The organism is Leucobacter viscericola, assembly GCF_011299575.1.
GTDB lineage: Bacteria > Actinomycetota > Actinomycetes > Actinomycetales > Microbacteriaceae > Leucobacter > Leucobacter viscericola.
The window spans coordinates 1,532,338-1,545,095 of sequence record NZ_CP049863.1 but is presented as its reverse complement, the minus strand read 5'-3'; the positions used below and the strand labels follow the sequence as shown (position 1 = coordinate 1,545,095).

Annotated in this window: 8 protein-coding genes; 6 read left to right on the top strand and 2 right to left on the bottom strand. The window is 60.6% G+C overall.

Annotation, left to right across the window (positions count from 1 at the left end; all coding sequences use genetic code 11):
• Window positions 1-178 precede the first annotated feature (178 nt).
• The 3 genes from G7068_RS07020 to G7068_RS07010 all read left to right on the top strand — a co-directional run bounded on the left by G7068_RS07020 (window position 179) and on the right by G7068_RS07010 (window position 6,578).
• Window positions 179-2,482 carry an HtaA domain-containing protein gene (locus tag G7068_RS07020; protein ID WP_166290574.1) on the top strand — a complete coding sequence of 768 codons (2,304 nt, stop codon included), beginning with the start codon at window positions 179-181 and terminating at the stop codon, window positions 2,480-2,482.
• Window positions 2,483-2,735: 253 nt separating this feature from the next.
• The gene (locus tag G7068_RS07015) at window positions 2,736-5,588 is read left to right on the top strand and encodes an HtaA domain-containing protein (protein WP_166290572.1); all 2,853 of its coding nucleotides are present in this window, start codon (window positions 2,736-2,738) and stop codon (window positions 5,586-5,588) included.
• Between the two features lie 69 nt (window positions 5,589-5,657).
• On the top strand, window positions 5,658-6,578 hold the full coding sequence (locus G7068_RS07010; protein ID WP_244304758.1) for an HtaA domain-containing protein: 921 nt from the start codon (window positions 5,658-5,660) through the stop codon (window positions 6,576-6,578).
• 3 nt (window positions 6,579-6,581) lie between these two features.
• On the opposite strand, the gene G7068_RS07005 is transcribed toward G7068_RS07010, so the two are convergent.
• Together G7068_RS07005 and G7068_RS07000 are read right to left on the bottom strand one after the other, a co-directional pair.
• A complete protein-coding gene (locus G7068_RS07005; RefSeq protein WP_244304757.1) occupies window positions 6,582-7,400 on the bottom strand; it encodes a heme ABC transporter ATP-binding protein in 819 nt (272 codons plus the stop codon).
• On the bottom strand, window positions 7,400-8,503 hold the full coding sequence (locus G7068_RS07000; RefSeq protein ID WP_166293049.1) for a FecCD family ABC transporter permease: 1,104 nt from the start codon (window positions 8,501-8,503) through the stop codon (window positions 7,400-7,402). Before G7068_RS07000 ends, G7068_RS07005 begins: the two co-directional genes overlap by 1 nt.
• Window positions 8,504-8,646: 143 nt before the next feature.
• Between G7068_RS07000 and G7068_RS06995 the strand changes: the two genes are divergently transcribed.
• The 3 genes from G7068_RS06995 (at window position 8,647) to groL (ending at window position 12,573) form a co-directional block, all read left to right on the top strand.
• Window positions 8,647-9,816 carry a heme/hemin ABC transporter substrate-binding protein gene (locus tag G7068_RS06995; RefSeq protein WP_166290568.1) on the top strand — a complete coding sequence of 390 codons (1,170 nt, stop codon included), beginning with the start codon at window positions 8,647-8,649 and terminating at the stop codon, window positions 9,814-9,816.
• A 124-nt stretch (window positions 9,817-9,940) separates the two neighbouring features.
• On the top strand, window positions 9,941-10,702 hold the full coding sequence (locus G7068_RS06990; protein ID WP_244304753.1) for a LytR C-terminal domain-containing protein: 762 nt from the start codon (window positions 9,941-9,943) through the stop codon (window positions 10,700-10,702).
• Between the two features lie 251 nt (window positions 10,703-10,953).
• Complete coding sequence (gene groL, locus G7068_RS06985; RefSeq protein WP_166290566.1) at window positions 10,954-12,573, top strand: chaperonin GroEL; 1,620 nt, start codon at window positions 10,954-10,956, stop codon at window positions 12,571-12,573.
• Window positions 12,574-12,758: the final 185 nt, after the last annotated feature.

Here is a 12,758-nt window from a genome sequence, read left to right as displayed (position 1 = left end):
CATGTTCTCCGTTGTTTATCGAAGCCAATTTCAAACCAGACTTGCATCATCTGATGAAGTTCGCCAGACTTGTCCCTGGTAACCGAGGTTAGGTAAGCCTCAGTTCGATCCGACGATGGACTGCAGGCGTCGCGCCCCCGTGTGATCTCTGCAAACGAGTGTAAGGAGTGCGTTCGTAATGGTGGAGACTCAGAAAAAGCCACGAGGGAGGGTGACCTCGCTGCTCGCGACTGTCACCGCCGCCCTTGTTGTCGCAAGCGGGCTTGGGTTCGCTCCGGCTGTCGCGAACGCCGCGGACCCGGCAGTGCAGACTGCTTCGCTGAGCTGGGGCGTGAAGTCGTCCTTTGCTAGCTACATCAAGAGCCCGATTGCTCACGGCACCATCACTAACCTGGGAGCAACCACCGGGCAGTTCGACTGGGCCAACGGCACCGGCACTGCTACTGGCGACGGCAGTTCGTTCGACGTCAGCTTCGGTGCGGGTAACGGGATGCACTTCCTCGGGCACGAGATCGACGGTGTCAGCGCACTCGACATGCAGTTCACTAACCCCCGAGTCAAGCTCACTTCAGCGACAACCGCCGACCTTTACCTTGACGTGAAGAGCCGCAAGTTTGAGGGGATGTCGTCAGCCAGCGATGAGTTTTTCGAGCAGGACGGCGTTCGCTTCGCAACGGTGACGCTGCCCGCCCCGACCGTAAACGGAAGCGCTCTTACCTGGACGAATGCGGCGACGGAGCTGACGACCGAGGGTTTCGATGCATTCGGCGGTTTCTACCCAGCGGGAACTGCGCTTGATCCGCTTACGCTTACGGTGGGTAACTGGGCCCCGGCTCTTGGAGTCTTCCTTGCGGACGGCACCACCCCCGTGGGCAACTCGGTTGTTCATGCGGGCGACAAACTCATCGTCAAGGGAACCGGTTTTGATCCCACGGCCAACGTCGGCGGGCGAGGCGTGCCGATCCCGGACACTCTGCCGCAGGGTAGCTACGTCGTTTTCGGCAACTTCGGCTCAAGTTGGAAGCCCTCAAGCGGTGCAGCGAGCGCCACTCGCAAGGTTGGCGCTCAGGGCTGGGCGCTGACCTCGGCCACTGTTGATGCTGTGCCCGCGCAGTACCAGGCCACCATCCGTAATCAGTGGGTGGAGCTTGCTGGTGACGGAAACTTCGCGTGGGAAGTCACGCTTAAGAACCCCGCCGAATTGGCAGCCGGAGGCGCCTATGGCATCTACACTTACGGCGCCGGTGGTGTGAATAACGCGAGCCAGGAGCTCGGGGTTGCACTGAATTACGATCCGAGTCAGCGAACCACAACCACCCTCGCCGTGGCTCCGGCTAACTCCGCCACGATCGGTACCTCAACCAAGCTGACTGCAACAGTTGCGGCTGGCGAGGGCACACCCGCCGGTACGGTTGCATTCTTTAACGGAACGACCCAGGTGGGGCAAACCCAGCCCCTGAACGCTGGTTCGGCCTCGGTTACGGTGTCGAACCTTCCCGCTGGATCTGCCAAGCTTCAGGCAAAGTTCACCCCTGCTGATGCGACGGCATTTGCGGCTTCGGAGTCGGCAGTGAGCCCTTTCCAAGTCAATAAGATCGCCAGTAGTGTCGCTCTTGAGGTCATGGTGGCGCTGCCCTCCGGGAACGGCAGCGGTGAGGGTTTTCAATCTGTGGGTGCGACTGTCAAAATTGCCTCTGGCGCAAAGCCTGCCGGAACTGTGACGCTCTTCTCGGGCAAGCAGCAAATCGGCACCCCGCAGAAGGTTAACGAAGATGGATTCGCGTCCCTTCCTAGCGACTTGCTTAAGCCAGGCACGCACTCTCTCACAGCAAAGTTCACGCCCTCAGATTCTTCAAAAATCGCGGAATCTACCTCCAAAGCACTGTCGTTTGTGGTTGATTCACCAACGGCAAAGATCGTGTTCTCTGACGTGAAGAAGAGCGACAAGTTCTACAAGGAGATTTCGTGGATGGCCTCCTCGGGGCTGTCGACCGGAACCAAGCAGGCCAACGGTACCTACCTCTACAAGCCTGCAGATGCCGTATCTCGTGAGGCAATGGCCGCGTTCCTTTACCGTGAAGCGAAGGCAAACTACAAGGGGCCGAAGGTCTCGCCGTTTGCTGACGTGAAGCCTGGCGACAAGTTCTACAACGAGATTGCCTGGATGTACAAGGAAGGTATCTCTACCGGTACCAGGCAGGCGACCGGTAAGCCGCTGTTCAAAGCAAAGGACGGCATCTCTCGCGAAGCAATGGCAGCGTTCATGTACCGCATCGACACGAAGGCGAAGCCGAAGACCCCAACGGTGTCTCCGTTCTCCGATGTAAAGCCCAGCGACAAGTTCTACAAGGAGATCGCTTGGATGTACTCGAGTGGTCTGTCGACCGGGACGAAGCAGGCGAGCGGCAAGCCGCGTTACGAGGCTAAAGCGAACGTTTCTCGTTCGGCTATGGCGGCGTTCTTGTACCGCAAGGCGCACTAGTCAGATAGAACGGCGAGCGGCCGCGGATCCCAGTGGGTCCGCGGCCGCTTTGCTGTTGGGGGGGGGGGGGCGCCTATTTTTGCGGAAAACTTGCATCATCAGATGAAGTTGACCAGACTAGATGGAGTGGCTTAGGTAAGCCTTACCCCGATCCGATGAGCGATCTCCGCAACGAGTGGTGAAGCTCTGAATTTCGATCCCTAATCTTGAAATAGGTGCTTGACTGATGACTGCCCGCGCAAGACTGCTTCGCATGACTTCGACCTTGCTTGCGACCGTCTTGGTAATCGGTGGATCATTGGTGACTGGAGCGGCGGCCTTTGCGGAAGGCCCAGAAGACTCTGCGGTCGCGCAGCAAGAGGCGGCCGAGGTTTCGGCTGATGAGTCAGCACCCAAGGCCGACACGGAGACGACTCCCGAACCTCAAGAACGGCCGGCTGAGGTACCCGCTCCCGAGTCGCCGGAGAGTGCCGAGCAAGCGGCGCCGGCTGTAACAGAGCAGACAAACAGTGAGGTTGTTGGCTCGGTAGCGACCGAGGCAGAGACTCCTGCTTCGGTAGAAACTCCGCGTGTCCCGGAGGCAGCGACGAAGCGAGTGTCAACACAGCAGGTGCCAAACCTCTCACCTTGTGTAGCAGGAGCCAACCCCACCGGGGCGACGCCGGTTACGGCAGCGACTCTCGACTGGGGTGTGAAACAGTCCTACCGCAACTATCTCACTGGGCCGATTGCTCACGGCAGTATCGAGAACCTTGGTTCCACGACGGGTCAGTTCAGCTGGAATGGTGGAACGGGTAACCTGCTTTCGACCGGATCCGCTGGGGCCTTCGGGTTCGGTGTGGGCAATGGGGTCCACTTCGTGGGGCATCTGATGGACGGTGGTTACGCCCTCGACCAGACCTTCACCAATCCGTGTGTGGAAATTGTTTCGGATTCGAAGGCAAATCTCTATCTTGACGTTAATAGCCGCAAGTTTGAGAGCATGACGTCACTGAGCCAAGAATGGTTCGAGCAGGATGGCGTGCTCTTTGCGACGATCGATCTCGACAGCGCGCCCATCATTAGTGGTGGAACAACCACGTGGCAAAATGCGCCAGCAACGCTCACCGACGCTGGGTCAATCGCCTTTGGCGGCTTTTACCCGGTCGGGGATTCCCTCGATCCAGTCACGTTCTCAGTTCCCTTTGAAATTGAGCCACCCGCTCCGACTACGGTTCACCTGCAAAGCTCGACGGTGAAGGCGGTTGAAAAGTCCGAGGTGGTTCTGACGGCGACAACCCAGCCCGCTGATCTAGCTGGAACGGTAACGTTCAGCAGTGGCGAACAATCGCTGGGCCCTGCCGTGCAAGTCCAGGATGGCAAAGCCGTACTCAATACCAAATCGCTTCCGGTCGGATTGAATAAGGTCCGTGCGCACTTTTCTCCGGAGAACAGTATCGGCTACGTCTCTTCGCGCTCAAACACGGTCGAGGTGACCGTCTCCGAGATCCCGACCCCTGTTGCCCCAGACGGAATGCTCGAGTGGGGCGTCAAATCAAGCTTCAGAAGCTACGTGAATGGCCCAATCGCCCACGGCAAGATCACGGTCCAGAAGCCAGCCACGCAGAACGCCGCGAAGACAACGTACAAGTTTCCTCAGGCAACCGGCGGCACCTGGAACGGCAGCACAGGAACCGTGCAGTACGCCGGAAACGTGAACTTCTACGGGCACGAGGGCGCGATGAACGTTGATCTCGCGAACCCTGTCATCTCTGTGAAGAGCAGCACGGCAGCTGAGCTGAGCGTGAAGTTTAAGAAGAAGAACATCGTTCTCGCGACCATCGACCTTAAGTCAGCAAAACGAACTGCACTGCAGGGTGGTGCGGTCAATTTTGCCGGAGCCAAGGCCACGCTCTCGAAAGCCGGGGCCGAAGACTACTTTGCGTACGAGGGGCCAGAGGGAATCGGGGGATTCTACGAGGCTGGAGACGCCCTAGACGCCATGACGTTCACGATCGGTAAACCGACCGAGACCAATATCGTCAACCCTGATCCCAAAGACCCTACGAACACGAACAAGCCGATGGAAAAGCCAGCTGGCCCAGTCGCCACTGGTACCGGGCAGGCCGCCGGATCCCTGCGTTGGGGCGTCTCTTCGGCGTTCGCGAATTACGTCACCGGACCCATCGCCAAGGGTGACATATCTACGAGCGGTGTCGGTAACAGTGAGGGAGCTTACCTCTTCCCTCAAGCGGACGGCGGCAACTGGAACGCCACCTCCCAAACGGGCACTGTGCAGTACTCCGGTGTTATCACGTTCACTGGACACAAGGGCCTGCTGAAAGAAAGCGTCAGTAACCCAATGATTGAGGTCACCAGCGCGACCTCCGGCGTGATCTACTCCGGTGGCGCCCGCTGGGGCACCTTGGATCTCGCAGCAGCCTCGAAGAGCGTTGGCGCAAACGGCGAGGTGACCTGGAGCGGTGTGCCGGTGGCCGGAGGATTCAGTGGAGGCGCCTCTGGCGGAAGTCAGTACACGCTTGGTGCGGACCCACTTACGTTTACCGTCGGATCCGCCAGTGGCGTGAGCTACGGATCCACCCAGAAGGGCGAGAGCACCAAAAAGAGGCGCATCGCCGCCGACATCGCCCCGGCGACAACGGGGATCACGGTGCTCACCGAAGCATCGAAGCTGAAGCCCGGTGGTCGCATCGAGCTTGAGGCTCAGGGATTTGAAGCTGACGACGAGGGCGTGCTCGTCGTGCTGTACAAGGCCAAAGGATCCAAGCCGATCCTGCTCGACGAAGGGGCCAAAGCCGACAAGAGCGGCAACGTCGCCTGGTCAGGCACACTGCCCAAGGACACAACTGGCGAGTACACGATCACCCTGCAGGGCAGCGTGAACGCCGGTGCGATGATCGACATCCTCGACGCGAAGCAGGCGAAGAAGAAAGCCGCAGCGTCTGCGACACAGGTGGATGAGGCAGCTGTGCAGGCTTCGGGGTTCGTGGGTGGTGCCCAGAACAACGGTATGTCGACGTGGGAGTGGTGGGCGAGTGCCGGCGGCCTCGTAGTCATCGCTGCTTGCATGACGCTGCTCGCCATTCGGCAACGTCGACTCTCCTAACTGACTCCGGGCGCAGCGCGCTCCAGTACGATACAACGTGAACTTCGTGACGCCTCAGGAGGCCAACCCGTGAACATCACCCCCAAACGACACCGAGCTTCGTTGACACGTAAGTTCCTGCGTCGAGGAGTGTTGCTCGGTGCCGCTTTCCTTGCCACGCCTCTGCTTCTCGCTCCCGCGGCCGCGCTCGCGATTCCCGCGGGGACTCCGGTAGCTGCCGAGGGAGAGTCGAGTGCCTGCCAGGTGACTGACGGCATGCTTACTTGGGGAGTCAAAGAGAGCTTCCGCTCGTACATCAGCGGAAGCATCGCAAATGGCTCGTGGGACGCAAAAGACGGCGCCAGCTACACGACCCCTGATTTTCAGTGGACCAAGGCCACCGGCACTGTTGACCCAACAACCGGCACCGGAACCGTCTCTTTTGTCGGTACGGTGCATTTCACGGGTCATGACGGGGTGCTGGATCTCACACTCGCTAACCCAACAATTGAGTTTGAGGGTGACGGCAAAGCTTCGCTTCTGCTTGATGCGCGCAGCACCGACGCAACCGGCAAAGTCACGATCGACTCCAAGCAGGAGTGGGTTGGCGACATGACCGCTCCGTTCCCGCTTGCGGTTGCGGGTGAGCCACTCAAGTTCGATGAGCTGAAGACCGTGCTGACCAATAGTGGCGCGAAGGCGTTTGCTGGCTTTTACGAACCGGGGGTCGATCTTGACCCGGTTTCGGTATCACTCGATCTTGCTGACTGTGACCTCTCGAAAGCTGTTGCCGGTGAAACGCCACAGACACCCGCGACCACGACACCCGCAACGGCGGTTCCCGTCGCCGAGAGCAACTCCCAGATCCCCTGGATTCCGATTGTGGTCGGGGGAGTAGCACTTCTTGTCATCGGAGTTACCGCGGGAATGCTTCTGAGCGGGCGCAAGCGTTCTCAGCCGGCGCAAGACCAAGCGACCCAGACTCCGTCACCGCAGGAACCGGTGGAGTAACACCTAACCGCGAAGCGGCATTACGATCCCCACTCCCGTGAGGGGGTGGGGAATCACCTCAACCGGGGTGCGGTAGACGTCGCTGACGATCTCTGCCGTGAGCACCTGCGCGGGCGTATCGCAGGCAACGATTTTGCCGTCGCGCAGCAGTGCAATGCGATCGGCGTAGGCTGCAGCAAGATTGAGGTCGTGCAGCACGACGAGCACAGCGTCGCCCGCTGCGGCGCGATCCCGAGCTAGGCCCAGCACCGCCTCTTGATGCCCAAGATCGAGGGCCGCGGTAGGTTCGTCGAGCATCAGCACACCCGTGCGACCGGCCATGACCCGGGCAAACGCGGTGCGGGCGCGTTCGCCGCCCGAGAGTGACGGCACACGGCGGGTGCCGAGGTGCGCGATATCGGCGGCATCGATCGCTTCAGAGATTGCAGAGTTGTCTTCATCCTCGAGCGGGGTGCGTCGCCACGGAGCCCGCCCCATCTCGACCACCTGGTGCACGGTGAACGGAAACAGCAGTTGGTTGTCCTGCAACAGCACACTGCGCCTGCGCGAGAGGTCACCGAGCGACCACTCCGAGATGTCGCGGTGGCCAAACTGGATCGTGCCCGAATCTGGAGCCATGTCGCCCGAGAGCAGATTCAGGAGTGTCGATTTGCCGGCGCCGTTTGGCCCGAGCAGAGCAAGAACCTCACCGGCCTTAACCTCGAGTGAGACCCTGTCGAGCAGCACGCGACCACCCCGCGAAAGTGTTACTGCTTCGGCAGAGCACACCACATCCCCCATGACGGGCAGCGTGGGCATAGTGAGGTGTCGTGCGGCAGCCATCATCCCCACCCTCCCGAGCGCTTGCGGGTGCGTCGCAGCAGCCAGAAGAAGAACGGTCCGCCGACGAGCGCCGTCAGCATACCGATCGGCAAATCGGCCATCGGAACGATTGTGCGCGAGCCCAGATCCGCCAGGGTGAGCAGCAGCGCGCCACCGAGGGCGGAGGCGGTCACGAGCGGTAGGTGTGCTGGGCCGAGGATCATGCGCATGAGGTGTGGGATCACGAGGCCCACAAAGGCGATGATGCCGGCAAAGGCGACCGCAGCTCCCGTGAGCAGCGCGACGACAAAGATCATGGTGATTCTGAGCACCTCGACGTTCACGCCGAGATGGCGTGCGTTGCGCTCACCCAGAGCAAGCAGGTCGAGTTTGCGTGCTACGAAGTAGGCGGCGCAGAGGCCGATCGCCAGAGCAGGGGCGACGATCATTACCTGAGACCAGCGGCTATTAGCCAGGCTACCGAGCTGCCAGAACACGATCTGTTCGCGAGACTGAGTATCGCTGAGGAAAGTGAGTAGAGCGATTGCGGCGCCCGCGATCGCGTTTACGGCGATACCCGTGAGCACCAGGGTGACGACTTCAGTTTTACCCTCCGCACGGCTCATCGCGTAGACGATGAGTGTCGCCGCGAGGCCAGCCCCGAACGCAAAAATAGCGGTAGTCCACTCGCCGAAGATCGTAAGACCAAAAACGATCGCAAGGCCTGCTCCCACTGCAGCTCCCGAGGAGATGCCAATCACGCCGGGTTCGGCGAGGGGGTTGCCGAAAATGGCCTGCATGATGAGACCCGCAACGGCAAGGCTGGCGCCAACAAGCACTGCCATTGCGACGCGGGGGAAGCGGATCGACCAGAGCGTCTGGTCGCCATTTGCGTGTGACGGCCCAGGCAGCCAGTCGATCCCGATCTTACGCAGCAGCGATCCCAGGATTTCCTGCGGTGGGATGCCGAGCTGCCCGGTGCCTGCAGAGACAAGGATCGCAGCAATCAGCGCCACGACCAACACCACAAAGAGAACCGTCTTTGTGCCGGTGCGGCGCGAGCCGGTGGCGGATCGGCGCACGACGACGGCCGTGCGACTTGTGGCCGGTGAGGTATCTTGCATGCGCTTGGAGGACCGCTTTCTCGGCCGCGACGCATCTTGTTTCGCGTGCGGCGGGACGTTGAAGGGCAGAAAGCCCGACATTCATCTTACCTTCATTGGGTTAGGCTAAGTTGGGTATTCGTCTGATGAAGGGAAGAGGCGGTATGAGCGGAACTGGGCTGCGTGGATTGCGGCAGCGAAAGTCCCGACAGCTCGGTAGCGTTTGGCGCAGTGCGTCGGTGCTGGCGCTTGTTGGGTTGCTCGGGATCGGCCTGACCGCCTGCCAGACCAGCGCGAGTGGTACCGGAGACGGTACGAAGAAGGAAGCCGTCGAGTTGCCCCCGTTGAAGGACGTGACGCCACTCGCAGATCCAACCGCCTACGAAGGGCCAACGACCGCCGTGATTGGTGGCCCCAGCATTCCTCCGCTCGCAGACCCGCCCGCACCGAAGCTGCCAGTCACCGTGGTCTCAAAAGACAAGGCCGGGGACAAAAAAGTTGAGGTGACAGACACTTCGCGTGTGCTTGCGCTTTCCCTCAGTGGAACGCTCGGCGAGCTCGTCTACGCCTACGGAATGAGCGACTCCCTTGTTGGCCGCGATATCTCCACCAATTTCGACGGTGCTGAAAAGCTGCCGGTTATTACCCGCGACGGACACTCCATCAACGCGGAGGCCGTGCTTGCCCTTGATCCGACGCTCATCATTACCGATGGAAGCATCGGCCCGACCGATGTGGTGCTGCAATTGCGTGACGCGGGAATTCCCGTGGTGACGGTTGATCGTGCGATTGATCCCGAATCGAGTTACAAGACTGCTCAGCAAGTTGCTGACGCTCTAGGTGTCGGTGAAGCTGCCCCCACCCTGATCGATCACCTCAAGACCGCGATCGCCGATAAGGAAACCGAGGTGAAGGCGCTGCTTCCCAAGGACTCGAGCAAATCGCCTCGGGTTGCATTCTTATATGTGCGTGGAGCCGCTGGCATTTTCTACCTCTTTGGTGAGGGCAGCGGAGTTGATAGCTTGATCCAGTCCATCGGCGCTGTTGATGTTGCCGAAGAGGCCGGCTGGAAGGGTGAGCGGCCCATGACCGAGGAGGCCTTGGTCGCAATGGACCCCGATGTGATCCTCGTAATGACCAAGGGGCTCGAAAGTGCGGGTGGTGTCGACGGGCTGATCGCCGCACAGCCGAGTATCGCGCTGACTCAGGCGGGAAAGCACCGCCGCATCATTGATGTCGATGATTCAGTGCTGTTTGCGGGAGGCACTCGAATCCCTGATGTGATTGACGGGCTCGCTCGTGCAATCTACGCTCCCGACTCTTTGAAAGGCTAACCTCACCAGTCTCGCAGTCGGATCAATGTACGCTAGTGGAGCCGCTGAAATTCAGTAGCACTGTTGTATGTTGTACCGGTCAGCCGCGGTTTTGGCTGCGGAATCCGGATCCGAGGAGATGAGTGTGGCGCGAACACCCGCTGACCCACAGGCAAATCGCCGTGCCCATAAGGGTATTCCTGAGGACCGTTTTGACCGCGTCGAGCGGAGCGGCCGGGTCGGGGCCCACAGGGTCACTGTCCGCCCCCGGTACGTCTGGCAATACCTGATTGCGGCGCTGCTCGGGTTCGCCCTCTTGACGACCGCTGGAATTTTTGCCGTGCAAAGCATCGGAAATGTTGAGGCCCTGCCGCTCCTTGGCGACAAGGGTGGCACGGCAGATACGCAGAAGCCTGCGACCGCCAAACTTGATCCGAAGGCGACCGTCGCCGTTTTCAATGGAACTCCGACGGAAAACCTTGCTGGTGCACTCGAGAAGATCATCCCCGAGAAAAGCTGGGGGAACGTTGTCTACGCTGGCAGTGCCGGTAAGGACGACGTCAAGATTTCCGCGGTGTTTTACCGGGATGCTGCCGATCAAGCAGCGGCCGCCGGTCTCGCTGCGAAGCTCGGGGGAATCTCGACCTACGAAACCAAAGACTACGCTGATTACGGTGCGCGCCTCATCGTGCTGATCGGCGAAGATTACGCCGGCCCTGGCATCGAAGAGGCGAAGAAGATGACGGCCGAAGACAGCGCGCCAGACTCGAGTGAACCTCAGATTAACCCTGAAACGGGAAACACGGTCGACCCTGTGACTGGCTGGGATATTGATCCCGACACTGGCTGGCCGATTGATCCGTCTACGGGTCAGCCTGTTGATCCGAGCACCGCACCCGCACAGTAGCTGTGTCGGTGGTTGGCTCAGGATCCGCGAGCTTTGCTTCTGCGTCCGCTTGACGCGAACACTCGTCAAAATTGGCTCTGTGTCAATGCTGTGCATAGGCGGCAAGTCTCTTTCGCCGCTTGCACTCGTGGGGTGAGAGTGCCAAGATTGTGCTAGCAGTCGATTCGACTGAGTGCTAAATATCCGTGCCGCAGCGATAAGTCGTCGGCACGGTGATCCCACCACGAGAACGTCCGAGAGAGGCGAAATACATGGCAAAGATCATTGCGTTTGATGAGGAAGCACGTCGCGGGCTTGAGCGAGGACTCAACACCCTCGCTGATGCCGTAAAGGTGACGCTCGGCCCGCGCGGTCGCAACGTTGTCCTCGAGAAGAAGTGGGGCGCTCCCACAATCACTAACGATGGTGTCTCCATCGCGAAAGAGATCGAGCTCGACGACCCCTTCGAGAAGATCGGCGCTGAGCTGGTCAAGGAGGTCGCCAAGAAGACTGACGACGTCGCAGGTGACGGCACCACCACCGCAACCGTGCTCGCTCAGGCGCTCGTGCGTGAGGGCCTGCGTAACGTTGCAGCTGGCAGCGATCCCATCGCGATCAAGAAGGGCATCGAGGCAGCCGTTGCTGCTGTCACCGCTCAGCTTCTTGCAAACGCCAAGGAGATCGAGACCACTGATGAGATCGCGGCAACCGCGTCCATCTCTGCGGCTGACCCCCAGATCGGCGCACTGATCGCCGAGGCCATCGACAAGGTTGGCAAAGAGGGCGTTGTTACCGTCGAGGAGTCCAACACCTTCGGCACCGAGCTCGAGCTGACCGAGGGCATGCGCTTCGACAAGGGTTACCTGTCGGCATACTTCGTCACCGACGCTGATCGCCAGGAAGTTGTCTTCGAGGAGCCCTACATCCTCATCGTCAACAGCAAGGTCTCCAACATCAAGGACCTGCTCCCCGTTGTTGATCCCGTGATCCAGTCGGGCAAGCAGCTCCTCATCATTGCTGAAGACGTCGAGGGTGAAGCACTCGCAACTCTCGTGCTCAACAAGATCCGTGGCATCTTCAAGTCGGCAGCCGTCAAGGCTCCGGGCTTCGGCGATCGCCGCAAGGCCATGCTGCAGGACATCGCGATCCTCACCGGCGGCCAGGTCATCTCTGAAGAGGTCGGCCTCAAGCTCGAGAACGCAACGCTCGACATGCTCGGCACCGCGCGCAAGGTCATCATCACGAAGGACGAGACCACCATCGTTCAGGGCGCTGGCGAAGAAGAGGCCATCGCTGGCCGCGTCACGCAGATCCGTCGCGAGATCGAGAACACCGACAGCGATTACGACCGTGAGAAGCTGCAGGAGCGCCTCGCAAAGCTCGCCGGTGGTGTTGCAGTCATCAAGGCTGGCGCAGCTACCGAGGTTGAGCTCAAGGAGCGCAAGCACCGCATCGAAGACGCCGTTCGTAACGCGAAGGCTGCCGTCGAAGAGGGTGTGCTGCCCGGTGGTGGCGTCGCGCTGATCCAGGCCGGCAAGGAGGCCTTCGCAGGCCTCAGCCTCTCGGGTGACGAGGCCGTCGGTGCGAAGATCGTACAGACCGCTATCGAAGCTCCGCTGCGTCAGATCGCGCTCAACGCGGGCCTCGAGCCCGGTGTTGTTGCCGATCGTGTTGCGGGCCTGCCCGTCGGTCACGGCTTGAACGCCGCAACCGGTGAGTACGGCGACCTGGTTGCTCAGGGCATCCTGGATCCCGCTAAGGTGACCCGCTCGGCGCTGCAGAACGCGGCATCGATCGCAGGTCTCTTCCTCACCACCGAGGTTGTTGTCGCCGACAAGCCTGAGCCCGCAGCGGCTCCCGCTGGTGACCCGACCGGTGGCATGGACTTCTAGTCTGAGTCTGCAGAAGCGGGGCCGCACCTTCGGGTGCGGCCCCGCTTTTTGCTTCTGCCGGGGATCCGGGCCCATCGGTCGAGCCCTGGCGAGTGCCCAGCTAACCGACGAGTGGCCCTCCTGCCAACGCGTTGGTAAGAGGGCCACTCGTCAGTATGGGGGCCGCTCGTGAGTAGGGAGCCGGG